The sequence below is a fragment of the Kamptonema animale CS-326 genome (assembly GCF_028330895.1).
GTDB lineage: Bacteria > Cyanobacteriota > Cyanobacteriia > Cyanobacteriales > Microcoleaceae > Kamptonema > Kamptonema formosum.
The window spans coordinates 1-26,802 of the sequence record NZ_JAQMUA010000400.1 but is presented as its reverse complement, the minus strand read 5'-3'; the positions used below and the strand labels follow the sequence as shown (position 1 = coordinate 26,802).

Genomic DNA, 26,802 nt, shown 5'->3' with positions numbered 1-26,802 from the left:
CAGATTTTTTTTTGATAGCGTTTTTTTTATAGGGCATCAGTAATTGTGTCATAAAAAAACTCGGTAAGTGGGAAACGAGCGAGGCTTTAACCCTTATAGGGAAACGACGCGGGTGGTTTTAACCACCGTGAATCTTCAAAATGTGTAGCTGTAACCATCCTTTTTATGGACAGTTTTGCAGTATTTGTAATTAATCCCCGACACCAATTCAGGTACAGAAATATTGAAAGACCCGGAAGTTCTGATGGCAACACGCCCGACATAAGTGCCGATTTTCTTCCCGGAAGTGACAACTGCTTTCACAATGTCACCCGTTTGGAAACCCTTGATAAATTTAAGCCTGGGAACATAGCGAGACGGGAATCCAAACTTGTCAGTACGGCACATTTGGCGTGTCCCGTGACCCATAGTTTTAATTAACAATGGTTGATTTGTTAATAGGTTAACCGAGTCAATTTGTCCCACACAAGCAGCGTCAATCCAATGGGTTTTAGGCAAATTCAATCGAGTTCGATTGAATTTAGTTAAACCGCCACTACCAGTAGAAACAGGTAAACCAGTTTCCTTCAGTCGATTAAATAATCCCCAGCGAGTTGAGTTAACTGCTGCTGCATCCTTGAGAGGTCGTTTTGCTTGAGACAAAATGCGCTTCAAAATATCTGGCTTTTTAGCTAGAAACTTCTCAATACTCTGAGTGCCTTTTTTTGTATTACACTTTTCGCAAGCAAGGCAAAGATTAGAGATGCGGTTAGTGCCACCCTTTGTTTTGGGGTGAATATGCTCAACTTGTAACGGTACATTTGCAACGCCGCAGTAAGCGCATTTTCGCTCCCATTTATTAAGCAAATATTCTCTAACTTCGTAGCCAAGCAATTCTCCCTGTTGATATTCAACGCCGCAAATCTCTGGATTTTCTAACTGTTGCAAATCAAACCTGACTAACTCTTGAACAATTGAGCTAATAGGTGCAAGTTTGATTAGTCTTTTTACCCAAGTCAAGGTGGTTTCAACCCGATGTTGCAAACTTGGCGCTAACCAACCTTTAGGGCGTTTCCGGTTTAGAAATCTGGCTTGACGATAACGAGTATGGCGGTTTCTCCTTCCTCTACGAAGTGAGCGACGAGATTCCAAACTTGCTTTAATTGCCTGACCTCTATGGGTTAGTTCAGCACCCCAAATAACTTTTTCTCCTTGCAATAAGGCTATACCAGTTGTTTTAGAACCGGGGTCTATTTTTAGGGTGATTGGTTCTGGAGTTGCTATCACATTTTCGTTAAGAATTATGGTAAACGGATATCTTCTGAACACTACCGCTTTACCAGAGGTTAATAACTTACGAGCTAATCCTGGTTGTATTGGATTAATTGGCCGTTTCTGGGTATCTAAAACAAAAACAAAATTAGACATTTTTCAGTCCTCCCTTGCGGGGTAACGTTCGCTTCGTCAATGTTATGTAGGCTTGTGAGGGTAGCAACACTGTTCCAGTGACTTTAGAACTGTTTAATTACTACCGACAGAGCGGAAAACTAGCGTCGCATTGTCCGGTGTCGTGACCTAAATAACGGAGTAAATTTACTTAGACTGGTCAGAACAGCTTGTTTTGAGCATTGCTCTTACAAGCTCAGTGGCTTCAGCCCTGAGTCCCTGACATTACGTCCGATCGCATAGTTTTTGTAAGACTTAACCCCAGATATAGCAATCCCCTTGGTGGTTATGAAGCTATTGACTACTGAAACCATTGCTAAAGATTCTTTTCTATCTTCAGCATAGCTGCCTTTGGCTATAAATACACCCAAGGAATAAAAATTAAATTATATAAGCTTTGTATGTTACTGGTCTAGACACTCCAGCCCAATAACATACTTTTAAGTAAATTATTTAATTAATTTTTATTTCTCAACTAAAGCCAGAGTTAGATACTACCATCCGGTTTGACCTTCTACAGACAATATTTGCGTCCGATCGCCCACTAACATCTCTGGTTTATTTCCAGCCCAGCGTTGATAATCTAATAATAACTGGTGCATTAAGCGTTGTTTCACTGTCAACAATACACTTTTAAGCAAGCCGTTCCCCGTTGCTTCTAAAATCGGTTGTGGTGTTAACCAAAAAGGCGGTGGTAATTCTACCTGCACCTCTAAATCTGCTTTTCCGATCAAATATGTTGCTCCCTTGTTTTGATAGGGAGAAAGTTGCCCTTTTAGATTCAGTGCAAAACGCTGGTTAATGTATTCTACTCCCCGAATTTGGCAACCTATAGATTTTAAATTAATTGCTCCGTCTGGCTGCGCCCACACTTTTAAGTCTACAGTGGGTTGAATGCTAACCATCATAAAGTCCAAAGGTCGCATCTTTAGCCGGAAAGAATCCTCGCTCAGTTGCTCCAGGCGACTCCGATCTACTAGAGCATTCACCAACCGCTTGGGTTGACGCAAGTAATGCTGAATGGGAACCCGCTCCTGGGGAACGGGAATTTCAACGGATTGAGAAGCATTAAATCGTATGTGCATGAGAGGATGTAAAAGTAGAGGTTTTGTCCGGCGCTCTTAATAAAGCTTAACACTCATTAAGATAACTTAGACTAGATACTGAGCAGTGTTAATTTCGCCAAACTAAGCGATAAAGGGTTTTCGGGTAATTAGCAATCTCATCATCATAATTTCTGATTGATGAATTTTAAGTAAAGAGTTGTAACGCTGTATTGCACTGTATGACTATATCCGTCGCACATCTCGGCCCCGCAGGTACTAATGCAGAAACGGCTGCTCTAGCTTATATCAGGTGGTTGAGTCAGTCGGGAGCTGAATGCCTATTATGTCCTTATTCAACCATTTCGCAGGCAATAGAAGCATCGGCCACAGGGGGGGCTCAGTTAGCAGTTGTCCCAGTGGAAAACTCTATAGAAGGTAGCGTGACAGTAACACTAGATACGTTGTGGCGGTTAGATATTCTCCGAATTCAACACGCTTTAGTAATGCCTATTTCCCACGCACTTGTATCCCGTGCTGAAAGTTTTAGCGAGATTAAAACAGTATACTCTCACCCGCAAGCGTTAGCTCAATGCCAGAAATGGTTGGAAAAGTTTATCCCCTTGGCGCATTTAATTTCTGCGAGTTCAACTACAGTAGCATTCGATCGCCTTGACGATCGCACTGCTGCGGTGATTTCCTCTGTACGAGCGGCTGAGCTTTACAATTTACCAGTTTTAGCTCATCCGATTAACGATCATCCTGATAACTATACCCGATTTTGGGTACTAAGTAGGGGCGATAAATCAGTACCGGGTATTCACCCTTCATCTAATTGTTCTCATACATCCTTAGCTTTTAGCGTACCAGCGAATGTGCCGGGAACGCTGCTAAAACCCTTGCAAGTTTTTGCCAGTCGAGGAATTAATTTGAGTCGGATTGAATCTCGCCCTACTAAGCGATCGCTTGGTGAATATGTTTTCTTTATGGACTTAGAATGTAATATTGAGGATGCCGAAGCAAAATCGGCTATGCAAGAGTTAGCTACCTACACTGAAACTCTGAAAATTTTTGGCAGTTACAGCGTTGCAGCAATTAACTAGAGTGAATGATAACGCCGCCGTCCCGATGGTCAAGATACCGGCAAGATGGCGGCGTTACATTTATCAGGAATTTTACTCTAGGCAACTGTAAGATATCCTGTTGTCTTTTAACTTTATCTTTATGTGGCTAATAGCCCAAGGCATTCCCAACCTCCCGGATCTCACTCATCCCAATGAATTGATAGAATTTGGCAACCAAATTCTCAAGTTATCATTTAACTTAGGTCTTCTCGTCGCTGCATTAGGGATTGCGATCGCACTTTTGAGTTTTGCCCTCCGCAACCAGGAACCCGATCGCACTATTTTCCTTGGCGAGTGGGTTGTCCGCTACTCAGCTTTGTTACGAGGTTTGCAACACTCGATCTTAATTTTGATTCTAGTTAGCGGCGGATTTTTCCTTTCTGCTACTCTCAGCAATCGTTATCACCATTGGGAACAAGCAAGAGTAACAAAAGTTGCGGATAGTGTCGCTGGCGATCGCTTAGAACAATCTGCTCCACAAATCCGCTACGTCATCGAAGAACCCTATAGTTATGATACCCAAGTTGAAGGTAAAATAGTCCGAGTGCAAGCCACACGAAAAGTTAATCGTTTCATGACTCTAGCGGGTTCTCAAATTAACGTCAACTTAAATCAAACAACTGACCCCTCAACGACAAGAGCGATCTATCAGGCAAATTTTAATGCTGACTACCAAGTTATCAACAAATTAGGTGAAGCTCAAGATTTTTTCTTTGAAGTACAGCCGCCTTATGGCTACAAATTATTGCAAAATTTAAAAGTTGAGAGAGATGGCAATCGTTTAATACCTGTAAATCCAGGTGATTATGGTTTTCCCCTGCGACTTGCTGCGGGGGAAGAAACCAAATTTAAAGTTACTTATCAAGCTCAAGGTGGGCCGCGCTGGGTTTACAATGCTAGTGGGCAATTGCTTTCTAATTTTAGCTTGAGCGCTCTAGCAGATTTTCCAAATGCTGATTTTGCGAGCGGGATTGTTCCTACTGAAAGTAAAGTTGAGGGTAGGGGAACTCGGTTTACGTGGAAATTTGATGATAATGTTTCTGTTCTCAATCCTTTTGGGGTTTTTACCTCTGTTGGCCCGATTCGGAATACTGGGATTTTACCTCGATTGTTGTTATTAGCACCTGCACTATTTTTGTGGTGGTTGGGATTGCTTTATTTGTCTGTGCCAATGAGTTTAAGAGATGTGGCGATATCGGCTGGTATTTTCTTTGCTTGTATCCTCTCTTTAACATATCTGAGCCGGGTTATAGATGCTAAACTTGCTTGGAGTGCAATTTCGCTGATTTTATTAGCAATGGTTTGGGGGTTGGGTAAGATTAATCATGCCAGATTCGCGGCGGTGATTGCGACTATTGCCGGAGGAATTTTGCCCGTTTTAGGTTTGTTAGTTCCTTATAGCGGTATCACTCTTAGTTTAGCTGCGTTGTTATCTGTTGTTTGGTTAGCTGTTCGGCATTGGTATGGGTTATATCAGCAAGCTTGAATGTTTAAGAAGAAGGAAGAAGGAAGAAGGAAGAAGGAAGAAGGGGAAGAAAAACTTAGTTAAGAACAACCGGTAACATCCGTCTTGTCATTGCGAACGAAGTGAAGCAATCCCAAGGGATTGAGATTGCTTCACTTCGTTCGCAATGACACCTTATTACCCTTATGCAATATAAATTGTAACCAAGTATGATATTACCAATTAACAGTTAACAATTAACAGTTAACAATTAACAATTAACAGTTAACAGTTAACAGTTAACAATTCCTATAAACCTAAATGATGCCGCAAAGACTGGCGCATTACATCTACTGGAATAGGTTGCTGTAACCAGATTTCTAACGCTGCGGCTCCCTGTTGTACTAACATTTCTAAGCCGTCAATGGCGATCGCACCTCTTTCCTGTGCTTGTTTGAGAAACAGAGTAGGATTGGGAGTATAAATCAAGTCGTAGGCGATCGCACCTTCTGACAATCGCTCGATCGCACTCAGAGCGACAGGTGACTCATCTCCACGCGGATACATCCCGATTGGTGTAGCATTTACCAGTAAATCTGCTTTTGAGATGAGCATTGGCAGCTCTTCCCAAGTATGAGTCAGCAAATTTACAGCCAGGGGCGAATTTACCCAACTTTGCTGAAATTCAGTTAATTTCTGTTCGCTACGACCAACAACATGAATCTCCGCACACTCTAACTCAGCGCACCCAGCCACAACCGCTCTCGCAGCGCCACCGCTACCTAAAATTACAGCTACTTTTTGACTCCAATCCTGTTTGCTACCAGTGTTTAAGGATAGCGATCGCAGTGGCGCGAGAAATCCTCGAACATCAGTATTTGTACCACCCCAACCATTTGCAGTACGGTAGACAGTATTGACTGCACCAACTGCGATCGCCACTGGCGAAACTTCAGAAAGTAAAGGTAAGATCCCTTGTTTGTGAGGAATCGTGATGCTAAATCCCAAAAGGTCAACCGCCGCAAATCCTGAAATGGCAACGTTTAAATCTTCTGGTTTCACAGGAAAAGCCAGGTAAACGATATCCAATCCTAGATGGGAAAGAGCCGCATTGTGCATCACTGGGGACAGTGAGTGTTCAATAGGATGACCTATTACTCCTAGTAGCTTAGTTGTACCTTTAATCATTTTTTTCAGCAAAAATACATCGGGAGAAGTGCGGGAAAATAACTACTACTTCTTCCAGGTCATTGTACAAGTTTTTAGAGTCTAAATTTAACCAGATTTTTTATAAAAACTTTTGTAAACCTATTGACTTATTGATCTCGTTCATCATAATATAGTAAGTATATTGTTCTAACTAAATGCTGTCAAAAGTAATTAGGGAACTTGCAGCGGACAATAGTCCGCTGCAATCGATTCAAGGGTAAATGAAAGAATTAAGTGATATCAAAATCGAGTGGCATCGTTAATACTTCGTTGCGGCCCACAAATCGGTAAAAAACCCGGTTTCTCTGCTCAGACCCCGTAATCAGAAGGGGCTAGGGACTAGGAATTAGGGAAAGATGGGGAGCAGGGGAGGCTTTTTCCTCAATTAGCCATTGCCATTAGCCATTAGCCATTAGCCATTAGCCATTACCAATTACCAATTATCAATTACCCTAAACTTTAAATTCTTTCGCATCAGCCAAGATGGGGTTAATCTCAAACCAATAATCCTCCCCATAACGGTATTCAAACACCCACAGACTGCGTAATAGAGTTTGGTATTTTGTTTCACCAGTCACGATTTTGAGAGCCGCTACTTGCCGCAGCAATTCCCACTCATCAGCCTCAATTGCTAAAGTTAACTGATGCCGCCGCTGAATAATGACATTTTCTAAAGTCCTCCGCGAGATCGGCGGCTCTTCTCTCTGAAGACAACTGTAGAGCAACTGAAGCAAATTACGAACGTGACCCCCACTAACACGGCACAGTCTATCTAGAGTTTCAGGACTCTCAAAAACCTTGGGAATTAAAGCCGAACGCTGCTGAGATTCCACAGTAGGAAAAGCACGAGCTAGTACCATTTGCCTTAGCAATTCGATACCCTCTTCGCATTGGCTACCATCCCGTAACTGCACCGGCACCATTGGCAATACCTTCGGATCTATTCCAAATCGATTTGTTAACTGCAACAAATCATTAGAGAAAATTAGCCCCAAGGGAATTGTATAAACTACGTGACAATTCAATCTTTTTAACTGTTCGCCCCGGTCTACAAACAGATATTCTGGTTGAAGTCGTCCGCTGGGTTTTGCAGATATATGTATGCGATCGAGATTATCGATAATGACAACAAGTCCTTTTTTTCCTTGTTCTTTGAGTTGCTTGGTGGCCGGTTCTAGTAGCTCTTTATTAAGAGCTTCTAAAATTACATTAGTTCGCGGTTCTAGATATTGCCTCAACTCAGAGCGAAGATTGGGAGCATCTTTAGCTTTGGCAGTAATTTTACCAATTCCTAATGCTAGAGAAAATTCGCCATCAGTACCCGCAGTCATTTGACCAATTCCTGGCAAGTTAGCTTCCGCTTTTACATCTATCTGAGTTTGAAAAACGTCTGCTACGCCTCTGAGTAAAGCTTTAAAACCAGTGGGTTGCAGTTTGATTTTTCTCTTTTCAAGGCTTTCGCTGACCTGACGAGTAACGCTCAATAAAATGTCGGTGATATCGACATCCGCCATGTCTAAGTCTTTGCTAGACTCAAAGTAGACTACGTGAAATCCCTGCTGTTCTAATTCTGCGTGTAATCGCAGCAATTCAGTAGATTTACCAGAGCCTATCTGTCCAGTAAATAGTTGGCAAGTTGCCTCATTGGGAGAGAGGCGGACGATTGTTCTCTCCAATTCCTCAATTATTTTGCCGCCGCGTACTGAGGAGAAATCGATGTAATATTGTCGATCCTCGGCTTTCGCCACTTGGAGGGTATAGCTGGGGTTGCACGCGCTATAAAATCTATCTAAATCTAATTCCATTCCTGTTAACTCAGATAAAAGATTCTGCTCTGATACTTTATTCATTCACTTATTGTACTAAACAGAAAAGATCTAGAAATTGATGCTCAGATCGCTCACTCGATCTACAATCTTAATTTGCACCCCAAAACTCCGCTTGTTGGCATTCATGCCTCTACTATGAACTATTCTTAGCCACCCTGAAAGTGTTTTCTGACCGGGAATTATCTATCACAAAATATTAGCTGGAGGATGTGGGGTTATACCCCTCAAAAATTATCTAGGCCTTAGCAAAGTATGACAGAGCGAGATATTCTATCAAATCCCTTTGATTGCACATCAAATCGGTAGGGATACAGCAATAGTGTGTCCTTACCCTTACCATGTTCAATGTTTAATTGAGAGGACTTTGATATTACTCTTAAGGTAACACTGACATCACTAAGCGGTTTAAAAGTAGAAGCCGAAGTAGAAGCCGATCGCGCCTTCCTTAAGATAGATGACGGAGGAGTAGCGCCAATGTTCTCGGATCGGGCGGCTGATTTGAGTGCGGATAGCCGAAATTAAAAAGGATCGGGGTCGATCCGACTCATGTACTGCTTGACATTAAAGAGGTTTAAAAAATATAAGATTTACGCACCCAACCAAAGAAACCGGGTTTTTTGACGAAAATACTTCGCCCTGACCCACAGATTCTCTCAAAAACCCGGTTTCTAGGGCCATGAGCGTAAGTCCTGAAATAATAAAAAAGGGCAGGTAAAATTACCTGCCCTCACCCAATTTAAGATTCTAAATTGAATCCTATTTAAAACCTTAAATCGCCTCAGCTTCTGTCAATCAAAGCCACAGGTTCAAAACTGGGCACCACCAAATCATCATTCTGCTTAGTCAACTGGTTATACAGCCGTTCCGTATTCGGGAAGTTAGCAGCAGGTAAGGTCGGAAAGCGGCGATAAGGAACCGTATCCTCCCCAAACACTTCTGCATACTCCACGCTGTTCACCATTGCGCCAATAAAACCCTTAATGCCTTGGCTAGCAAGGATTTGGTTGTAAACCCGAATTTCTGCCTGATTGCGAGGAGCACGACCTAAGAAATGCTTCGTACCCAACTCAATCACCTTAGTATTGGGATAAGGTGCGTAAAACTGCTTGATATACAGATTTGAGCAACCTAAAGCCTCAATAAACTCCTTAAGATTGATTTCATTGTTACCAAGCTTGCTTTCCAGCGCTGTGAATTCATTCTTCACAATGTAGGGATTCAAATCGCGCTCGAAAATCTGACGGTAAGCAGCTTGAATTAAAGTATTCAAAGCCACCTTGTCAGTAACAGTCGTCAGCTTGAATACCTTAGTTTGCTCGCGCCGCTTGTTCACCCCTTGGGAAATCCGAGACTGAAGTTCGATATCGCCTCGTGCCATCGACACAGTACCAAGTTCCACAAAGCGCGGGGTTTCTTCAACCTCGACTTTCAGATTCTTATCTGCAATCGAACCAACTCTCATGGTCCGTTGAGACAAACCGGCCGGAGTCAGATAACGCTCATAAGGCACTGTATCTTCCCCGAAGGCTTCGTTATACTCCAAGCTGTCGATAATTGCATCAACCAGAGCATAAAAACCCTTCTTAGAACAGATGTCAAAGTAAGCATTCATCTCGGAGCGACCGTAGGTAGGACGGCCCAAAAGTCTACGGTGAATATACTCGATCGCTTTACAAACATAAAGCGAAGTCCAGTACATTTTACGGAAGACATCGGACTTAGCCAACATCCGAATAAACTCCCGCATGGTGATGTCGCCGTTTTCCAGCTTGATTTCAGCCACTTTTTGGCGTTGGCCATCGAACACATCGCGACCGAACACTTGCAAATAAGCTGCCCGAATCACTGCTTGAGTTGAACTTTCCGTAAAGGAAACACTGGTTCCTCCTGGGTTTGCCGTAGCAGTGCTCGTGCGGAAACCTTTCTTAGGAGCAATGTAACCCCCTGGAAGTTGGTCAAGTTTGAACACCTTGGGCCCGAGAGTTCCGGGAGCTTTGCCCCGTGCTGCGGGGTTGCTTAATTGGTTGTCAATGCCTGGGCCTTGACGAATTAAGATGCGGCGGGTGTCCTTACCAAAAGGAGCGGGCCGATTTTTGGGGTTGCGAGTTTCTTTGGGGAAAATCGCGCCGAACTGAATTTCTAGCGGGTCATTACCCACACCGTAAACGTGCTGGTCGCGCAGCGGTTGGTTGTAGTCCGCAAACAGGGTGATGAATTGCGGAACTTTGCGGAATGGTGCGCTGTAGTTGAACAGGTCAATCTGCGGCCCCCAGTTGCGACATTCCTGCGCTTCTTGACCCAGACCTCTGAGGTAAGGGACGGTTTCTTCGCCGAAGTAGTCGGAGTATTCTTGGGAGTCTACCATTGCGTCTACTAGAGCTCGCAAACCACCTTTAGAAACGATCGCGAAGTATTTGCTGAATTCTTCGCGGGAACTCAGACCCCGACCGAGGAAGTGGCGGGCTGCCAGTTCTACGGCGCGGGAATTGACGAAGCGATCGTAGAATTGCTTGCGGTACAGCGGAGAATTACCGATGCGGCGAATAAACTCTTTCATCGAGATTTCGCCGTTTTTGACCTTGGATTCGAGGTCGGAAACGCTTTGGCTGTAAGCACGGGTAATGTCGCGCTCGAAGACTTGGCGGTAAGCGGCTCTGACGATTTCTTGCTTTTCTGAGCTCGAAAGACCCGTCTTCATTACAAATTTCTGCCTGCGCTCGGCTGCAATGAAGTAAATTTGGGGCAGTTCCAGACCTTGCTGGTCATTGCTCTCGCGCTGACGCACTTTGTTAGAAGGTGTGGGGGCTTTGAATTCGGTGATGGCTACGTCGAAGTATTGCCCGACGATCGCGATCGCATCCTGATCCTTAGTAAAATACCCCAAGGCTGCTGCCTTCATTTCTTGCATTGCCACAATCGTCGCCGCCGTTGAACAGGCGTTTTCGATGATTTCCCGCAATCCCCGCACGTTGACCGCGATGATATTGGGGTCGCCAGCAACGATCGCGTAAGTGATGTAACGCAAGAACCACGATAAATCCCGTAGGGATTTCGTCATGTTGCCAGGGCCGTAGCGAGATACATTAATCGGCTGGAATCCTGATGGAATTGGGCCGCTACCACCGGAAAATAGCGAACCCAAGCCCCCAAACAATCCGTTGCCACCACCGCTTTCAACATAGGTGACATTTCCCAACTTCATGCCGTCGCCGACACTTTTGCCTGCACCGACTCCTGCGAGCTCTTTTACTTGTTCTGCTGGCTTCTCTAAGAATGCCAAGGGGGAACCCCCCACAAAAATCCGGTTTGCCGCACGGGACACTATCAATTCGGAGTTTTTCGTCAGCGCTTCGGAGATCGCTATGCGCTTTGCACCAGAACTAAAATAGCTTTGTAGTTCCTTCAGTTCTCCCAGTCCTAGAAATCGGTCTTGCTGTTCTGCTTGCGAAATCGTTGCGACTGGTACAGTTTGATATAGTTGCGGACGCGCAACTGAGCTTCCACCGCTTGCCTTAACAGTCATTTGATCTTGTTCGCTCCATTAGAGAGTGGTTACAGTTTTTGCCCAGACTAATTTTCTGGTTCAAGAAGGTTGAAGGTCAAAGTAGGTATTTTTGCCTTTTACTTTTTTCTGTCCCCTTGCTTGAGGTTTTAGCCTAATCACTTATTTCTCAGATTAAAATGTTTCGGGATCATCTCCCTCATTTCTTAAAAAAGCCTGCCGACACTTATTTTATAGATTTAACAGGGCATATCTGAGAAATAATGATAAGTTTTATTAACGGTTAACGGTTAACGGTTAATGGTTAACTGTTAACGGTTAACTGGGACTTCTCCCACGCTCAAGAACTCCCCCACTCCACATTCTCTAATGCTTTATGGAAACAACACCAGATGTTAGTGCTGCCGTTGGGCGGCTTTACGATACTTACCCCTTCCCACCAGAGCCTTTATTGGACGAACCGCCACCTGGGTACAATTGGCGTTGGTTTTGGCCTGCTGCCTATAGCTTTTGCACGGGTCAGAAACCTGACAAACAAGATATTCGTATTTTAGATGCTGGATGTGGCAGTGGGGTCAGTACAGAATATTTAGTTCATCTCAACCCTGAAGCGTCTGTAGTGGGAATTGACCTTAGTAGCGGTACTTTGGAGGTGGCTAAAGAGCGCTGTCGCCGCTCTGGTGCCGAACGGGTAGCGTTTCATCACCTTAGCCTCTACGATGCTGGACAGTTAGAGGGTGAGTTTGATTTGATTAATTGCGTGGGAGTTCTCCACCACTTACCAGATCCGATCCGGGGCATTCAAGCTTTGGCTCCTAAGTTAAGAAATGGTGGCCTGATGCACATTTTTGTGTATTCGGAGTTGGGCCGCTGGGAAATTCAATTGATGCAAAAGGCGATCGCTCTGCTTCAAGGCGATCGACGTGGAGATTACCGCGATGGTGTTAAAGTCGGTCGTCAATTGTTTGCATCCTTACCAGAAAATAACCGTCTTGTCAAGTATGAAAAGCAACGTTGGGCGATGGAAAATCAGCGGGACGAGTGCTTTGCGGATATGTACGTCCACCCCCAAGAGATTGACTACAATATCGAGACGCTGTTTGAGTTGATTGATGCCTCTGGGTTGGACTTTTTGGGTTTCTCGAATCCGGGGTACTGGCAGTTAGAAAGGCTGTTAGGGAAAGAACCGGGGTTGCTGGAGAGGGCGCAAGATTTGACAGAACGCGAGCGTTATCGGCTAATTGAGCTATTAGACCCGGAACTGAGCCATTACGAGTTTTTCTTAGGGCGATCGCCCTTACCGAAGGCTGATTGGTCAGACGATCGCATTTTACTAGCGGCGATTCCTGAACGTAGTGCCTGTATGTTCGGCTGGCCGAGTGAGAAGGTTCTAGATTACAACTATGAAATGGTCGATTTGTCAACAGTAGAATTTGAGTTTTTGCAAGCTTGCCAGGGAACCCGAAGCGTAGGGGAAATTTTGGCTGATGTGGATTTAGAAGTGGAGAGAGTGCGATCGCTTGTATCAAAACAGTTGATTTGGCTGACTCCGGGGTAGAGCGGATAACTTTTATTAGTTATAATGCTGTTAATAAGTAGGGGCAATCCCCCTGCGATCGCCCCAAATTGCTAGGGCGGGCACGCCGGGGCACCGCCCCTACAGATTTGAACAAATGATTAATATCATCAAACACTTTTGATATTGTTTACTTATCTGATAATTTAGCTGATTTATTGTCAGATATCCAAAATCATGTTGAAGTTACGCTAACTCATCAGGGAGTCCCTTGGGCAAAGGTTTTGCCTTTATCCCAAGGAGAAAAACAGCCTGTAGTTCCAATAGCAGATTTAAATTGTGGCTCTATAGTAATGAGTGAAGATTGTGATGAGTCATTGGAGATTTTGAATCCAAGGGTTGCGGGTTTTTGGCAGGGACAAGTTAAGATTGCTGATGATTTTGATGAGACTTCAGATCTGCAATTATTCTCTGGTGATTTCGGGTAGTTCAAAATCGCCATAAGAAAGTCCCTGTTTACCTCTACTTTGTCAGAATAATAACGCTAATTACTGCCAATACAATGCCCACATAATCGGGCATTGATAAAGCTTTCTGGTGTAGTAAATACACACCAAATAGATTATTGAGAATTATACCAATACTGCCCATAATAGCTGAAACTCGACCAATTTCAGTGGAACTCCAAAGGTAGATTTGACCGGTAATACCTATAAATCGAGTTACAGTAAAAAGCCAGAAAGAAAAATGGGATAAACTAGCTGTGCTAAATCCAATACTTTTCAGATAGCCCGCGAAGGGAATCTCGCCGAATAGAAAGATAATTTGGGTAATTATCGCGATCCATAGAACTTGAGACATATTGACCTCTTGTTTTTGAATTTTTGACATAACTATTATTATTGATAAGGTTAAAAGCCAGTTCTCAAGATGTAAAATAAAATGCCTAAAGAAAAAATGGAAAGGGCAACTTTTGGAAATTGTTGCCCTAACCAAATCACTAATACCCTTTCGGTAAAGTGACTAGAGTTCTATTTCTTGTCTTTGCGGATCTGAACATCAGCATCAGCCGCAGCCTTTGCAGAATCAGAGGTTTTTCCAGTTCCCCGACCTACAATTTGACCATTTTGTTTGTACTCGCAGACTTTATCTCCGTTGATATTGGTGTATTCACGAGAATTGGTTGTCATGGTTTTCTCCTTGATCAGAATAGATGTTTATGATGGATTGAATTTTTCAAGTTATCCATGAATTCACAATAACTTAGTTATTAGGCTTTGTATAGTTCAGCTTTTTACGAAAAAACAGATCAAATTAGTTCATTTTGGATCAAAGATCAAAAATCAGTTCATTTTCAGATCAATAGTGGTTCTTTGTGGATCATTGATGGATTTAGTAATTTAAGCCGTGCTATCATTCTGGCAAGGTCAAACTTTTTAATCAGGAGAAGTCAGCTTATGCCAGTTACATCTAAAATAGGACGGGAATTACTCGAAAAAGCCTATAAAGGTAAGGGATGGACTCAAGAGAGATGGGCACAGGAAAGTTACTGCTCTCTTGCTACTATTAAACGTATTTTAGGAAAAGTAAACGGCCCAAAAGACGTAGGTGAGAATATTTTAAGTCAAGCGTGTAACGCCGTAGGTATTAACTGGCGAAATGTGGTGGACTGTGGCGATGACCCGCTCATACAAGAGGTACGGGAGAAGTACGGCAAGTATTTGAACCTTCATCACGGCACAATTAAGTGCTTGGACATGAGTTATCCAATCCGCTTAGATGATGTATTTGTCGAAGTCAATGTTTTAGAGAGATTGACTCGGAATTTGCGACTAACGCAGGAAGAATTAATCCAACAAGCTAACCAGCAAGACTTTGAACGGTTTGGATTTGGGCGCATTCAAGAAGCAGGGCTTTTGGGTTTGGAAGCACTGGAAAGGTTTTCTTGGTTGGTGGTTTTGGGCAAACCTGGTTCTGGGAAAACAACGTTTTTGTGTCGCGTTGCCATTCTCAATCTTCATCGGCAATTTTTGCCGGATTATGTATCAGTTTTTGTGCGTCTTTCAGACTTTGCAGCCGCACCTAATCAACCTTCTTTGGAAGACTATATTATTCAGCATTGGCAATCCCAAGACATTCCTCCAGAGACGGCACAACAGTTATTAAAAAAGGGACGGGTATTGGTATTGTTGGATGGGCTAGATGAGGTGAAAGAGGTAGATAGTCAGCGAGTTGTTCGATGTGTCCAACAGTTTACGGAGAAATTTCTCGACAACTATTTTGTTCTGACTTGTCGTATTGCTGCACGGGAATACAGTTTTCCATCTTTTACTGAGGTGGAGGTAGCTGATTTTAAGTTACCCCAAATTCAAGATTTTGCCAATAAGTGGTTTAACTCCCACGAAACTCGCAAGTCAGCCACAGACTTTATCACACATCTCCAAGCTAATCCTAGAATGCAACAATTAGCTACTTCTCCCCTGTTGTTGACCCTACTTTGTCTAGTATTTGAAGATTCTGGTCAATTTATGGAGAGTCGTGCTGATCTCTACAAACAAGGAATTGAGTTATTATTATTTAAGTGGAATAGTAAGCAGCACAATCTTCAGAGAGAACGAGTTTATAGTGGTTTAAATTATCGTCGAATTCAAGAGTTATTGGCAGAAATTGCCAAAGAGACCTTTGAAAAAGATGAACGTTTTTTTCGGGAGAGAAACCTGGAATCATGGATTAGTGATTTTATCCGTAATTTGCCCGAAGCTAAAAGCGATCTAGAGGCTTTGAGAGTAGAGAGTAACAAGGTGCTAAAGTCCATTGCAGAATATGGGCTGCTGGTTGAGCGAGCTCAAAGCTTTTGGTCATTTTCTCACTTAACTTTCCATGAGTATTTGACTGCCCAAGCGATCGTTACTAACTGCAATTATAAATCTATAGACGATCCGGTTCTAAATGAGTTAGCAAATCATCTAACAAAACGTCAATGGCGAGAAGTTTTCTTGTTGGTTGTAGAGCTACTACCTGATGCCAGTTGTCTGTTGCAAATAATGAAACAAAAAGTTGATTCTTTAGTTGAGCCTGAAGAGATATTACAAGAGATGCTTAACTGTCTCTATCAAAAGTCTTGCTCTGTCAAGACTAAGTACAAGCCTGCGGGTGTTCGTGCTTTCTACTTAGATGGGATAATTGAGAATTATGGCGGTTATATTTGTGCAATAGATAAATCGCTTGACTATGATTTATCTATTGATAGTGCATTAAGCAGTATACTGGGTACATCGTTGTATGAACAAAACCTGCACCAAGATTTCGGTCAGGGGGTTAATATTAGTCTAGATCGTGTTATTGAGCCTCTTTTTGAAGTGGACCTACCACCAGCAATGGATTATACTCCAGCACGCGATCGCTTTCATTTATGGCAATCTGCCGAACGCAGGAAAGATGTCAAAGCGAGGCTCAGTATTGCTATTGAAAAAGCTGGCGATCCTCGCCAAGGAAATCAAGCCTTTAAACAAGCATTAAAACAACTTCAGACTCAATTCCCTGAAAATTTAGATGAAACCGATCCGAGTTGGTTAAATTCGCAAAAACGCAAAAATTTGGCTGAAAAATTAAGACAAATAATGATTGAATATCGGGGGATTGGCCACGATTGGCAAGGTCAGTTTACACAGGAGCAAAGGGAATTACTTAAGAAGTATTACAATGCAACTGAACTTTTAGCCAATTGTTTGTTTAAGACTAATTGTGTTGTCTCTCCTGAAGTTCGTCAAGAAATTGAAAAGACTCTCTTGCTACCTATTTCTGAAATTAGGTTTAGAGATTCAAGACGCTGAATAGCATGAGTTCGATGGAGTCTGATCGTCTGAACTAGGGATTGGGTAGGCGATCACCTGAACTCAGATAGGTAGGGTCACAGTGCTGGAACTTATACCATTTTTCTAAAAGTCTGTTACAGTCAGCACGTTTGGTGGGCGCTCGCCATTCGAGCTTGTTACTTTCTTCGATAGATGGTTGAGGCGAGCGCCCACCCTACATTTATATTTTATGTCCATTACTTACTGTTGCATGATTTTGGGGAACTGGTATTAGACAAATTCTAGATTGTTTGTTAAAGGGCGATCGCCAAGCAGGGGATATCGAGATCGCACAGACTCCTAGCTTTAAGCGATTTTCCAGTGTCTACTGCCTCCTGATCCTCACCCCCTCCCTCTCTCCGCATCAAATTAATTAATTCTTTTTTAAGTAATGTTGCAGCACCATGATATGATTCTCAATGGACTTGCAGAGCCAAGCCAGTTACCTGCATTAGTTTCACCCTCAAGCGTGAACTCGCCAAACACACCAACGGAACCCATACCTGCAACAGGGGATATTCCTGAAACTGGTTCTGCCTCATCAGAGCCAGCCAAAGATCCCATGCAAGACTTCTATCAACTCCAACAGGATCTGTTGCTGTACAGCCTTGCCTTGATGGGGATAATTTTTATCTCAGTGTGGATTTTTTATAACCTCAACATTGCTCTAAATTACTTGATTGGGGCGTGCACAGGTGTGGTTTACTTGAGAATGTTGGCTAAAAACGTTGAGCGGCTTGGCAGGGAGAACCAACGCCTGAGTAAGACAAGGCTGGTTCTGTTCATGGGGTTGATTATACTAGCAACTCAATGGAATCAGCTACAGATTTTGCCCATTTTCTTGGGATTTCTGACTTATAAAGCTGCGATCGTCTTTTATATGCTGCAAACCGTTTTGATTCCTGACCATAAATAGGTCAGGCAACCTGCCAAACATCCACTTGAGCGAATTTCTCTTGAATGGAAATGCTAAATGTTTTAAACGCCTGGAATGCTCTTCCCCTCGCTGAGTTGGAAGTTGGCAAGCATTTATACTGGCACATAGGCAATCTCAAAGTTCACGGACAGGTGTTTCTCACCTCCTGGATTGTGATTGCTCTCCTCCTAGTAGCTTCCATTGCTGCGACTCGCAACATCCAGAGAGTTCCGAGTGGAATGCAAAATTTCATGGAGTACGCCTTTGAATTCGTGCGAGACTTGGCTAAGAATCAACTCGGCGAAAAAGAGTACCGTCCTTGGGTGCCATTTATCGGCACATTATTTCTGTTCATTTTTGTATCCAATTGGTCGGGCGCGTTAGTTCCCTGGAAACTAATTAAGCTACCAGAGGGTGAATTAGCGGCACCAACAAACGATATCAATACGACTGTGGCACTTGCCTTGTTGACTTCTCTGGCATATTTTTATGCAGGGTTCAGCAGGCGCGGTTTAGGATACTTTAAGAAGTACATCGAGCCTACCCCAGTTTTGTTGCCGATCGCTATTTTGGAAGATTTTACCAAGCCTCTTTCCCTGAGCTTCCGTCTATTTGGTAACATTTTAGCGGATGAATTAGTGGTGGCAGTGCTGGTACTGCTAGTTCCCTTGTTTGTACCTCTGCCCGTGATGCTTCTAGGTTTGTTTACCAGTGCTATTCAAGCTTTGGTATTTGCCACCTTGGCAGGAGCCTATATCCACGAGGCAATGGAAGGACATGGTGAAGAGCACCATGAGGAACATTCTTAGGAAATGTGAAAGATGAAGGATAAATAATAACTTCACTCCTCATATTTCAAATAGCACCAATTTGTAATCTTTCAGTTGTTCATTTTTGTACTTTAGGTAAGGAAAACTATCATGAACCCCATCGTTGCTGCTGCTTCTGTAATCGCTGCCGGTTTAGCTATTGGTTTAGGCGCGATTGGCCCTGGTATTGGACAAGGTAATGCCTCTGGTCAAGCTGTAGAAGGTATTGCCCGTCAACCAGAAGCAGAAGGCAAAATTCGCGGTACTCTCCTTTTGAGTTTAGCTTTCATGGAATCCCTTACCATTTACGGTCTGGTGATTGCACTGGTGCTGCTATTTGCTAATCCCTTCGCCTAATATCAACGGCGCGTAATAAGGGGCGGAAAGTAATCTGCCCCTGCACAAAGGAGGAAATTTCGTGTTTGATTTTGATGCAACTTTGCCGTTGATGGCGTTGCAATTCTTAGTTTTGACTGTAGTGCTGAATGCAGTTTTCTATAAGCCCTTGACTAAGACTTTGGACGAGCGAGATGATTACATCCGCAACACTCAAAAGGGAGCGCAGGAACGCTTGGCGAAAGCTGAGAAAATGGCTCACGAGTACGAGCAAAAACTAGGTGAAAGCCGCAAACAATCTCAAGCGATTATTGTGGCCGCTCAAGCAGATGCTCAGAAAATTGCGTCGGAAAAAGTTGCTGGGGCGCAAAAAGAAGCTCAAGTTTCGCGAGAACAAGCGGCGAAAGAAATAGATCGGCAAAAGCAAGAGGCAATGCGATCGCTAGAGCAAGAAGTAGAAGCCCTCAGTCGCCAGATTTTAGAAAAGCTATTAGGCCCAGCGTTGGCCAAATAGCCTTGCCCAATCAGCAGCGCATTTATGGAAGAATATCATGGGGACTGTTTTATTGCTAGCCGCAGAAGCTAGTCACGAAGGTGGTTTCGGTCTAAATTTCGATATTTTAGGAACCAACCTGATTAACCTGATCATTGTTATTGGAGTGGTGGTTTACTTCGGGCGCGGCTTTTTAGGGAAAATCCTAAGCGAGCGGCGTGCCGCCATCGAAGAGGCGATTAATGATGCCGAAAAACGCCAAAAAGATGCCGCAGCAGCTTTAGCAGAACAACAGCAGAAATTGACTCAAGCGCAAGCGGAAGCTGAGCGGATTCGAGCTGTTGCTGAAGAGAATGCTACGGCGGCGAAAGCAGCCATCCTCGCTCAAGCGGCGCAAGATGTTGAACGCATGAAAGCAGACGCAGGTAGAGAGTTGGAAGCGGAGAGAGAAAGAGCGATCGCTCAACTCAGAGCCGTAGTTGCATCTATGGCATTAGAAAGAGTTGAAAATCAACTCAAAACTAGCTTAGATGATAGCGCTCAAAACCAACTAATCGACCGTAGCATTGCTTTATTGGGAGGCAGGTAGTGAGTACAGTTAACGCAGAAATCGTACAGCCTTACGCATCAGCATTGATGTCCGTGGCTCAGTCAAACAATCTCACTGAGGAATTTGGCCAAGATGTGCGTGCCTTGCTAAGCCTCTTGGACAGTTCCGCTGAACTGCGCCAGGTTTTAGGAAATCCTCTAATTAAGCCAGATGTCAAAAAAAGAGTATTAGAGCAGGTAGCGGGTGACGGAATTAGCCCCTTCGTGCGCAACTTTTTGAGACTATTGGTAGATAAGGGAAGGATTTATTTCCTAGAGGGAATTGGCAAAGAATATCTAGCAAAACTCCGCGAATTAAATCAAACTGTTTTGGCGGAAGTAACTTCGGCTGTGCCGCTTTCAGAAGCTCAACAGCAGACAGTTAAGGAGAAAGTTCAAGCGATGACAGGCGCTAGTCAAGTTGAGCTTGAATCAAAACTTGATAGCGAGTTAATTGGCGGTGTCATCATCAAAGTAGGCTCTCAAGTAATTGATGCTAGCCTGCGCGGACAACTTCGCCGTCTAGGAATTCGTTTAAGTGCAGGGTAGTTAATTGTTAACTGTTAACGGTTAACGGTTAACCGTTAATTGTTAACTTTCATCAATTCCCAATTCCCAATTACCGATTACCAATTACCAATTAACAGTTAACTATTAACAGTTAACCGTTAACCACTAACAACTAACCACTAAAAAATTAAAATGGCAGCAATCAGACCTGACGAAATCAGCAGTATTATTCGGCAGCAAATTGAGCAGTACGACCAAGATGTTAAAGTTTCTAACGTGGGTACTGTGCTGCAAGTAGGCGACGGTATTGCCCGGATTTATGGCTTAGATAAAGCCATGTCTGGGGAATTGTTAGAGTTTGCCGACGGCACTGTAGGTTTGGCTCTTAACTTAGAAGAAGATAACGTCGGTGCAGTGTTAATGGGACAAGGCCTCGGCATCCAAGAAGGCTCGGCTGTTACTGCTACTGGCAGAATTGCTCAAGTCCCCGTGGGTGAAGCGATGCTGGGACGGGTAGTAGATGCCTTGGCTCGTCCGATTGACGGCAAAGGTGAAATCAAGTGTAGTGAAACCCGCTTGATTGAATCCCCCGCTCCGGGTATTGTTTCTCGTCGCTCCGTTTATGAGCCGATGCAGACTGGAATTACTGCTATTGATGCGATGATCCCAGTGGGACGCGGCCAACGGGAACTGATTATTGGTGACAGACAAACCGGCAAAACTGCGATCGCGGTTGATACGATTATTAACCAAAAAAGCGAAAACGTAGTTTGCGTTTACGTAGCAATTGGTCAAAAAGCTTCGACTGTAGCGAACGTCGTCAATACCCTGCAAGAAAAGGGCGCGATGGACTACACAATCGTCGTAGCTGCTAACGCTAGCGACCCCGCAACATTGCAATATTTGGCTCCTTACACTGGTGCAAGTTTAGCTGAATATTTCATGTACAAAGGTAAGCACACCCTGATCATTTACGATGACCTTTCCAAACAGGCCCAAGCTTACCGTCAAATGTCGCTGCTGCTACGTCGCCCACCAGGACGGGAAGCTTATCCTGGGGATGTATTCTACTTACACTCTCGCTTGTTAGAAAGAGCAGCAAAACTGAGCGATGATTTAGGCGAAGGTAGTATGACTGCTTTGCCAATTATTGAAACCCAAGCCGGTGACGTTTCTGCTTACATTCCTACCAATGTAATTTCGATTACTGACGGTCAAATCTTCCTTTCTTCTGACTTATTTAACTCCGGTTTGCGTCCGGCTGTAAACCCTGGTATTTCGGTATCGCGGGTGGGTTCGGCGGCTCAAACTAAGGCAATGAAAAAAGTTGCCGGAAAGGTGAAGTTGGAGTTGGCGCAGTACGATGATTTGGCTGCATTCTCTCAGTTTGCTTCTGATTTGGATAAAGCTACTCAAAATCAGTTGGCGCGGGGTCAACGTTTGCGTGAATTGCTGAAACAACCGCAAAATTCGCCTCTGCCGATGAACGAGCAAGTGGCTATTATCTATGCTGGGATTAATGGTTATTTAGATGAAATTCCAGTTGATAAGGTGAATAAATTTGCCTCTGGTTTGCGCGATTATTTACGGACTAGCAAGCCTCGTTACGGTGAGATCGTTCAGGGCGAAAAGCAACTGAGCGATGAGGCTGAGAAGTTGCTGAAAGAAGGGATTGCTGAGTATACGCAAACTTTCTTAGTTTCTGCATAAATTACAGTTAACGGTTAACGGTTAACAGTTAACTGAATAACTGTTAATCGTTAACTGTTGAGATTTAAGTTGAATTTTTTCGGAAGGTAAAAGGATAAATTTATGGCAAATCTAAAAGCTATTCGCGAGCGGATTAAGTCTGTCAAAAACACTAGAAAGATTACTGAAGCGATGCGTTTGGTGGCTGCTGCTAAGGTGCGCCGGGCTCAGGAACAGGTGATTGCTACTCGGCCTTTCGCGGATCGTTTGGCGCAGGTTTTATACGGTTTGCAGGCACGTTTGCGGTTTGAAGACGCTGATTTGCCCTTGTTGAAGAAACGGGATATTAAGTCGGTTGGCTTGTTAGTAATTTCTGGCGATCGCGGTTTGTGCGGCGGCTACAATAGCAGTATTATCAAACGGGCTGAGATTCGGGCTAGAGAATTGAAGGCGGAAGGGGTTGATTACAAGTTTATACTGGTAGGACGCAAGGCAATCCAGTATTTTCAGCGCCGCAATGCGCCAATTTCTGCTACTTTTGCTAATTTAGATCAGATTCCTACAGCAGCAGAAGCATCTCAAGTTGCTGATGAGTTACTGTCTTTATTCCTATCGGGAACTGTGGATAGGATTGAGTTAATTTACACTAAGTTTGTGTCCTTGATTAGTTCGCGTCCAGTGATTCAAACTTTGTTACCTCTCGATCCCCAGGGTTTAGAAGTACAAGATGATGAAATTTTCCGCTTAACTTCTGTTGGCGGACAATTCCAAGTATCGCGGGAGAAGATGACGAATCCTGTGAAAAGTTTGCCCAGAGATATGATTTTTGAGCAAGATCCCGTGCAGATTTTGGATGCTTTGTTACCGCTTTATTTGAATAACCAATTGTTGCGTGCTTTGCAAGAGTCGGCGGCGAGTGAGTTGGCGGCGCGGATGACAGCAATGAATAATGCTAGTGAGAATGCTAGCGATTTGATTGGGACTTTAACCCTGTCTTATAATAAGGCGCGGCAGGCGGCAATTACTCAGGAAATCCTCGAAGTTTGCGGCGGCGCTGAGGCGTTAAGAGGTTAAGTTTTGAGTTGACACTTTGTGATTTTTATGCTATGCGTCTGGGGGAAACTCAGGCGCTTTTTTTGCTGTTTTCATCAGCAATATCCATAGCCAAATCCTCACGGCTTACTCCCATTGTTAACAGCGTCCGTATGATTAAATCAAGAGAAACGGAAGGATCGCCTGCTTCCATTTTTGCGACTCGTGATTGGCTAGAGTGGATTTTTTTAGCTATGCTTTCCTGAGAAAGGTTTTGGCTGAGACGCAACTGCTTTAATCGCTTGCATAGAGATAGCTTGATTTCAATAAAAGCAACTTCTTGGGGTGAAAGTCCCAAGAAGTCTGCTGCATCTCCAACTCGCCAGCCTGCTGCTTCTAAACGTTGGCGTTTAATGGTATCCATTGTGAGTCTTACCTCGTTCAAAAATTATGTTTATCCTGAGAGTATGTCGTACAATCTTAGTCTTCTCTGACAATTATCAATAACGCGCTAGTATAATATGAGAATTTATCTGTAGTCGGCATTTAGAGAAGTGGGATAAATGCTAGTTAGGTTTTAAGTTGACAATTTGTGATTTTTATGCTATTCGTTTAGGGAAACTCAGGCGCTTTTTGTGTATGCGATCGAAGACTTGGCAGATATCTGAGAAAGGCTATAATCTACGATATTAAGTAAAGAGAGGTCTAATTATCATGGCCAGAAAATCAAAGGAATTCGATGAATTATTAAGGGTAAATAGGACGGAAAAGCTCAGAGAGAAAGGTATAGCGGAACTTAAAAAGAAGGTCAAAAAAGCTTACCTGGGAGAAATGCCAGAAAAAATACTTATAGACCCCAAGGACAAAATAAAAATGTCCGAAGTTTTGTATGATTTTATTGAACCATACTCTGATGGTATTGAGAGTAAAACAGAGCGGTATCAATTGTTAACTTTGGCTGTCCTAGCATGGAATCTTTCTTTGCTTTCTGAGGATAAACAGCAGGAAGGCATTGAAATGTTGATTAAGGAAGGAACGAAAGGCTCTAACGCCTACGTTCAAGAACAAACAAGAATGGTGATTGATGAATTAATTCAGAGAAAAACTCTTTATTTCGCTGATTATACACAGTTGATAGTTGATTTTAGTCTTCAAGAAACTGGCGATGAATATAATATCTCAGTGGCTTCGATTCAATCTGACTCCAACCAAGTCTCCTGATTTTTTTCTCATCTAGTGACTAAAATTATAAATAATTGAATCAACGCTTCCAGATTTTCACCTGGAAGCAACCACTAACTGCAACCACCCATTATTTCCGCTTAGTAGAAGTTTTCTTCTTCGCCTCTTTCTCAACCTTCTTTGCAGCCTTCTGACCCTGAATCTTAGCTAACCTTGCTTCCTCCTTTTCCTCAGCAATCTTATCGAGATAATAGTGATAATCTCCCAAATAAGTGCGAAACTCACCGTCGCGAATCTCAACAATCTTGTTAGCTACCTGAGAAATAAAGTAACGATCGTGAGATACAATCATTACCGTCCCATCATAATTTTGGATTGCTTCTTCCAACATCTCCTTAGCAGGAATATCTAGGTGATTTGTCGGTTCATCCAAAATTAGTAAACTAGCTGGACGTAATAGCATCTTAGCTAAAGCTAAACGCGCTTTTTCACCCCCACTTAAAGCCCCAACTTGTTTAAACGCTGTATCACCACTGAACAGAAAACGACCTAATAAAGTGCGGACTTCCTCATTTTTCCAGTCTGGCACTTCATCATGAATAGTTTCTATCACTGTTTTATACAAATCTAAAGCTTCGGCTTGATTTTGTTCAAAGTAACCAGGGATGACATTATGATTGCCTAATTTAACAGTACCGCTTGTAGGTTTTTCCATACCCATGATCATCCGTAGCAGGGTAGATTTCCCCGAACCATTAGGGCCGAGAAAAGCAATGCGATCGCCCCGTTCAATTAACAAATCTGCCCCTAAAAACAGAATCTTGTCATCATAATTATGAACTAAATCTTCAATAATTACTACTTCGCGGCCGCTGCGAGGGGAGGGAGGAAAACGGAAGTGCAACGTTCTTAAAGCGGCTGTAGGTGCTTCAATCCGCTCAATTTTATCTAATTGTTTTTCGCGGCTTTTTGCTTGAGTGCTCCGAGTCGCACTCGCCCGGAATTTCTCAACAAATGCTTGCTGTTTTTCTAGTTCTTTCTGCTGCCGTTCGTAAGCATTAAGTTGAGCATCGGCGGCTTCCTCTTTTTGTACCAAATATGAGGAATAATTACCCAGATATGTACTAGATACACCCCGTTCAGTTTCAACTATTTGGGTGCAAAGTCGATCCAAAAATTCACGGTCATGGGATACGATTACCATCGGGGTAATCAAAGCTTTGAGGTAGATTTCTAGCCATTCAATGGTTTCGAGGTCAAGGTGGTTTGTCGGTTCATCTAAGAGTAAGAGATCTGGTTTTTGCAGCAGAATTTTACCCAAACTCATTCGCATCTGCCAGCCACCGCTAAAAGCACTAACGAGGCGATCGCCATCTTCGGCTTCAAACCCCATTTCGGGCAAAATTTTCTCAATTTGTGCTTCTAAACCGTAGCCATCCAAAGCTTCATAGAGTCGCTGAAGGCGGTCTAATTTATTAATCAGGCGATCGAGTTCTTCTGGAGTAGCTGTTTCCATTTCTCGCTGCACTTCCAGTAGAGATTCGTGAGTTTGGTTGGCTTCTTTGAAGACAGTCCAAAATTCTTCTCTGACAGTGCGAGTGGGATCTACTTCAAATTCTTGGCTAAGGTAGGCGATATGCAAACTCGCGGGGCGAATTACTTCCCCTGTGGTAGGTTCCACTTCGCCTGCAATAATTTTAAGTTGCGTGGACTTACCGGCACCATTGACACCGACTAAGCCGATGCGATCGCCTGGTTTGACTTCCCAGTTGACATCTTTGAGAACAACGCCATTGGGGTAAATTTTACTGATATGTTCGAGTCGCAGCATTATTTATGAAGGCAAAGGAGGAGGAAAGTTTAGCAGGGGTTGGGATGACAACACTGAGGTCGAGTCAATCTTAACAAATTTTAAAGAACTTTAACGGTTAACCGTTAACCGTTAACCGTTAACAATTAGCTACTTTGCCTTTTTAGCCTTCTCGTTGTTGAAGTAGGTTTTAAATATTTCCTTAGCAATCGGTGCAGCCGCAACCGCCCCGAATCCACCATTTTCAACAACAACCGCGATCGCAATTTCTGGTTTCTCCGCCGGCCCAAAAGCCACATACCAGGAGTGAGAAGGCTGTCCCACCACTTCCGATGTACCCGTTTTGCCCCCAGTCAAAGGGATAGAACCATCATTTAACCCTTGTCCCGTACCTTGTTGCACCACAGCCACCAACCCATCCCGAATCACATTCACCGTCTCCGGTTTCATACCAGTCGGTTCTGGTTTAGTCAAGGAAGTATTAGTTTCAG

General features: G+C 43.5%; 24 protein-coding genes. 14 read left to right on the top strand and 10 right to left on the bottom strand.

Annotated elements, in window-relative coordinates:
- Positions 1-135: 135 nt before the first annotated feature.
- Together iscB and PN499_RS23745 are read right to left on the bottom strand one after the other, a co-directional pair.
- Positions 136-1,407 (bottom strand): RNA-guided endonuclease IscB, encoded by a 1,272-nt coding sequence (gene iscB, locus PN499_RS23750; RefSeq protein ID WP_272035211.1) that lies wholly within the window; start codon positions 1,405-1,407, stop codon positions 136-138.
- Between the two features lie 512 nt (positions 1,408-1,919).
- Positions 1,920-2,510 carry a DUF1997 domain-containing protein gene (locus tag PN499_RS23745; protein WP_272035209.1) on the bottom strand — a complete coding sequence of 197 codons (591 nt, stop codon included), beginning with the start codon at positions 2,508-2,510 and terminating at the stop codon, positions 1,920-1,922.
- Positions 2,511-2,710: 200 nt separating this feature from the next.
- Here PN499_RS23745 and pheA point away from each other — a divergent pair, with 200 nt between their 5' ends.
- Together pheA and PN499_RS23735 are read left to right on the top strand one after the other, a co-directional pair.
- On the top strand, positions 2,711-3,571 hold the full coding sequence (gene pheA, locus PN499_RS23740; protein WP_272035207.1) for a prephenate dehydratase: 861 nt from the start codon (positions 2,711-2,713) through the stop codon (positions 3,569-3,571).
- Positions 3,572-3,692: 121 nt separating this feature from the next.
- A complete protein-coding gene (locus tag PN499_RS23735) occupies positions 3,693-5,078 on the top strand; it encodes a hypothetical protein (protein ID WP_272035205.1) in 1,386 nt (461 codons plus the stop codon).
- 267 nt (positions 5,079-5,345) lie between these two features.
- Here the strand turns inward: PN499_RS23735 and PN499_RS23730 are convergent, their stop codons facing one another.
- The 3 genes from PN499_RS23730 to PN499_RS23720 form a co-directional block, all read right to left on the bottom strand.
- The gene (locus PN499_RS23730) at positions 5,346-6,224 is read right to left on the bottom strand and encodes a shikimate dehydrogenase (protein ID WP_272035203.1); all 879 of its coding nucleotides are present in this window, start codon (positions 6,222-6,224) and stop codon (positions 5,346-5,348) included.
- 473 nt (positions 6,225-6,697) lie between these two features.
- On the bottom strand, positions 6,698-8,050 hold the full coding sequence (locus PN499_RS23725) for a P-loop NTPase fold protein (RefSeq protein WP_272035222.1): 1,353 nt from the start codon (positions 8,048-8,050) through the stop codon (positions 6,698-6,700).
- Between the two features lie 802 nt (positions 8,051-8,852).
- Complete coding sequence (locus tag PN499_RS23720) at positions 8,853-11,597, bottom strand: phycobilisome rod-core linker polypeptide (protein WP_272035201.1); 2,745 nt, start codon at positions 11,595-11,597, stop codon at positions 8,853-8,855.
- A gap of 355 nt (positions 11,598-11,952) precedes the next feature.
- Between PN499_RS23720 and PN499_RS23715 the strand changes: the two genes are divergently transcribed.
- Both PN499_RS23715 and PN499_RS23710 read left to right on the top strand, forming a co-directional pair.
- The gene (locus PN499_RS23715) at positions 11,953-13,134 is read left to right on the top strand and encodes a class I SAM-dependent methyltransferase (RefSeq protein ID WP_272035200.1); all 1,182 of its coding nucleotides are present in this window, start codon (positions 11,953-11,955) and stop codon (positions 13,132-13,134) included.
- A gap of 176 nt (positions 13,135-13,310) precedes the next feature.
- A complete protein-coding gene (locus tag PN499_RS23710) occupies positions 13,311-13,580 on the top strand; it encodes a hypothetical protein (protein WP_272035199.1) in 270 nt (89 codons plus the stop codon).
- A 34-nt stretch (positions 13,581-13,614) separates the two neighbouring features.
- Here the strand turns inward: PN499_RS23710 and PN499_RS23705 are convergent, their stop codons facing one another.
- Complete coding sequence (locus PN499_RS23705; protein ID WP_272035198.1) at positions 13,615-13,983, bottom strand: hypothetical protein; 369 nt, start codon at positions 13,981-13,983, stop codon at positions 13,615-13,617.
- Positions 13,984-14,123: 140 nt separating this feature from the next.
- Positions 14,124-14,282, bottom strand: coding sequence for a hypothetical protein (locus PN499_RS23700; RefSeq protein WP_272035197.1), 159 nt, complete (start codon positions 14,280-14,282; stop codon positions 14,124-14,126).
- Positions 14,283-14,549: 267 nt separating this feature from the next.
- On the opposite strand from PN499_RS23700, the gene PN499_RS23695 reads away from it, so the two are divergent.
- The 9 genes from PN499_RS23695 (at position 14,550) to PN499_RS23655 (ending at position 23,361) form a co-directional block, all read left to right on the top strand.
- Complete coding sequence (locus PN499_RS23695; protein ID WP_272035195.1) at positions 14,550-16,925, top strand: NACHT domain-containing protein; 2,376 nt, start codon at positions 14,550-14,552, stop codon at positions 16,923-16,925.
- Positions 16,926-17,337: 412 nt separating this feature from the next.
- A complete protein-coding gene (locus PN499_RS23690) occupies positions 17,338-17,862 on the top strand; it encodes an ATP synthase subunit I (protein ID WP_334311714.1) in 525 nt (174 codons plus the stop codon).
- 44 nt (positions 17,863-17,906) lie between these two features.
- Entirely contained in the window at positions 17,907-18,671 is a 765-nt protein-coding gene (gene atpB / locus PN499_RS23685) for a F0F1 ATP synthase subunit A (RefSeq protein ID WP_272035193.1), read from the top strand.
- Positions 18,672-18,782: 111 nt separating this feature from the next.
- Entirely contained in the window at positions 18,783-19,028 is a 246-nt protein-coding gene (atpE, locus tag PN499_RS23680) for an ATP synthase F0 subunit C (RefSeq protein WP_007356826.1), read from the top strand.
- 61 nt (positions 19,029-19,089) lie between these two features.
- Entirely contained in the window at positions 19,090-19,521 is a 432-nt protein-coding gene (locus PN499_RS23675) for a F0F1 ATP synthase subunit B' (RefSeq protein ID WP_272035190.1), read from the top strand.
- A 37-nt stretch (positions 19,522-19,558) separates the two neighbouring features.
- Positions 19,559-20,089: a F0F1 ATP synthase subunit B gene (locus tag PN499_RS23670; RefSeq protein WP_007356824.1), complete on the top strand. Its 531-nt coding sequence runs from the start codon at positions 19,559-19,561 to the stop codon at positions 20,087-20,089.
- Entirely contained in the window at positions 20,089-20,637 is a 549-nt protein-coding gene (atpH, locus tag PN499_RS23665; protein WP_272035188.1) for an ATP synthase F1 subunit delta, read from the top strand. Before PN499_RS23670 ends, atpH begins: the two co-directional genes overlap by 1 nt.
- 153 nt (positions 20,638-20,790) lie before the next feature.
- The gene (atpA, locus tag PN499_RS23660) at positions 20,791-22,308 is read left to right on the top strand and encodes a F0F1 ATP synthase subunit alpha (RefSeq protein WP_272035186.1); all 1,518 of its coding nucleotides are present in this window, start codon (positions 20,791-20,793) and stop codon (positions 22,306-22,308) included.
- A gap of 102 nt (positions 22,309-22,410) precedes the next feature.
- Positions 22,411-23,361: a F0F1 ATP synthase subunit gamma gene (locus PN499_RS23655; protein WP_272035184.1), complete on the top strand. Its 951-nt coding sequence runs from the start codon at positions 22,411-22,413 to the stop codon at positions 23,359-23,361.
- Positions 23,362-23,410: 49 nt separating this feature from the next.
- Here the strand turns inward: PN499_RS23655 and PN499_RS23650 are convergent, their stop codons facing one another.
- On the bottom strand, positions 23,411-23,743 hold the full coding sequence (locus tag PN499_RS23650; RefSeq protein ID WP_272035182.1) for a helix-turn-helix domain-containing protein: 333 nt from the start codon (positions 23,741-23,743) through the stop codon (positions 23,411-23,413).
- Positions 23,744-24,033: 290 nt separating this feature from the next.
- Here PN499_RS23650 and PN499_RS23645 point away from each other — a divergent pair, with 290 nt between their 5' ends.
- A complete protein-coding gene (locus PN499_RS23645) occupies positions 24,034-24,540 on the top strand; it encodes a hypothetical protein (protein ID WP_272035181.1) in 507 nt (168 codons plus the stop codon).
- A gap of 91 nt (positions 24,541-24,631) precedes the next feature.
- On the opposite strand, the gene PN499_RS23640 is transcribed toward PN499_RS23645, so the two are convergent.
- Both PN499_RS23640 and PN499_RS23635 read right to left on the bottom strand, forming a co-directional pair.
- Positions 24,632-26,332 carry an ABC-F family ATP-binding cassette domain-containing protein gene (locus PN499_RS23640; protein WP_272035178.1) on the bottom strand — a complete coding sequence of 567 codons (1,701 nt, stop codon included), beginning with the start codon at positions 26,330-26,332 and terminating at the stop codon, positions 24,632-24,634.
- Positions 26,333-26,461: 129 nt separating this feature from the next.
- On the bottom strand, positions 26,462-26,802 hold a 341-nt coding region (locus tag PN499_RS23635), incomplete at its 5' end, for a penicillin-binding transpeptidase domain-containing protein (RefSeq protein ID WP_272035176.1).

Excerpts from the sequence above, each read along its gene's own strand:
- PN499_RS23670 (WP_007356824.1), top strand. The coding sequence starts at position 19,559 with ATGGGGACTGTTTTATTGCTAGCCGCAGAAGCTAGTCACGAAGGTGGT.
- PN499_RS23725 (WP_272035222.1), bottom strand. The coding sequence starts at position 8,050 with ATGGAATTAGATTTAGATAGATTTTATAGCGCGTGCAACCCCAGCTAT.
- pheA (WP_272035207.1), top strand. The coding sequence starts at position 2,711 with ATGACTATATCCGTCGCACATCTCGGCCCCGCAGGTACTAATGCAGAA.
- atpE (WP_007356826.1), top strand. The coding sequence starts at position 18,783 with ATGAACCCCATCGTTGCTGCTGCTTCTGTAATCGCTGCCGGTTTAGCT.
- PN499_RS23640 (WP_272035178.1), bottom strand. The coding sequence starts at position 26,332 with ATGCTGCGACTCGAACATATCAGTAAAATTTACCCCAATGGCGTTGTT.
- PN499_RS23695 (WP_272035195.1), top strand. The coding sequence starts at position 14,550 with ATGCCAGTTACATCTAAAATAGGACGGGAATTACTCGAAAAAGCCTAT.
- PN499_RS23655 (WP_272035184.1), top strand. The coding sequence starts at position 22,411 with ATGGCAAATCTAAAAGCTATTCGCGAGCGGATTAAGTCTGTCAAAAAC.
- PN499_RS23745 (WP_272035209.1), bottom strand. The coding sequence starts at position 2,510 with ATGCACATACGATTTAATGCTTCTCAATCCGTTGAAATTCCCGTTCCC.
- PN499_RS23705 (WP_272035198.1), bottom strand. The coding sequence starts at position 13,983 with ATGTCAAAAATTCAAAAACAAGAGGTCAATATGTCTCAAGTTCTATGG.
- PN499_RS23715 (WP_272035200.1), top strand. The coding sequence starts at position 11,953 with ATGGAAACAACACCAGATGTTAGTGCTGCCGTTGGGCGGCTTTACGAT.
- PN499_RS23735 (WP_272035205.1), top strand. The coding sequence starts at position 3,693 with ATGTGGCTAATAGCCCAAGGCATTCCCAACCTCCCGGATCTCACTCAT.
- PN499_RS23645 (WP_272035181.1), top strand. The coding sequence starts at position 24,034 with ATGGCCAGAAAATCAAAGGAATTCGATGAATTATTAAGGGTAAATAGG.
- atpA (WP_272035186.1), top strand. The coding sequence starts at position 20,791 with ATGGCAGCAATCAGACCTGACGAAATCAGCAGTATTATTCGGCAGCAA.
- PN499_RS23730 (WP_272035203.1), bottom strand. The coding sequence starts at position 6,224 with ATGATTAAAGGTACAACTAAGCTACTAGGAGTAATAGGTCATCCTATT.
- iscB (WP_272035211.1), bottom strand. The coding sequence starts at position 1,407 with ATGTCTAATTTTGTTTTTGTTTTAGATACCCAGAAACGGCCAATTAAT.
- atpB (WP_272035193.1), top strand. The coding sequence starts at position 17,907 with ATGGAAATGCTAAATGTTTTAAACGCCTGGAATGCTCTTCCCCTCGCT.
- PN499_RS23690 (WP_334311714.1), top strand. The coding sequence starts at position 17,338 with ATGTTGCAGCACCATGATATGATTCTCAATGGACTTGCAGAGCCAAGC.
- PN499_RS23650 (WP_272035182.1), bottom strand. The coding sequence starts at position 23,743 with ATGGATACCATTAAACGCCAACGTTTAGAAGCAGCAGGCTGGCGAGTT.
- PN499_RS23720 (WP_272035201.1), bottom strand. The coding sequence starts at position 11,597 with ATGACTGTTAAGGCAAGCGGTGGAAGCTCAGTTGCGCGTCCGCAACTA.
- PN499_RS23700 (WP_272035197.1), bottom strand. The coding sequence starts at position 14,282 with ATGACAACCAATTCTCGTGAATACACCAATATCAACGGAGATAAAGTC.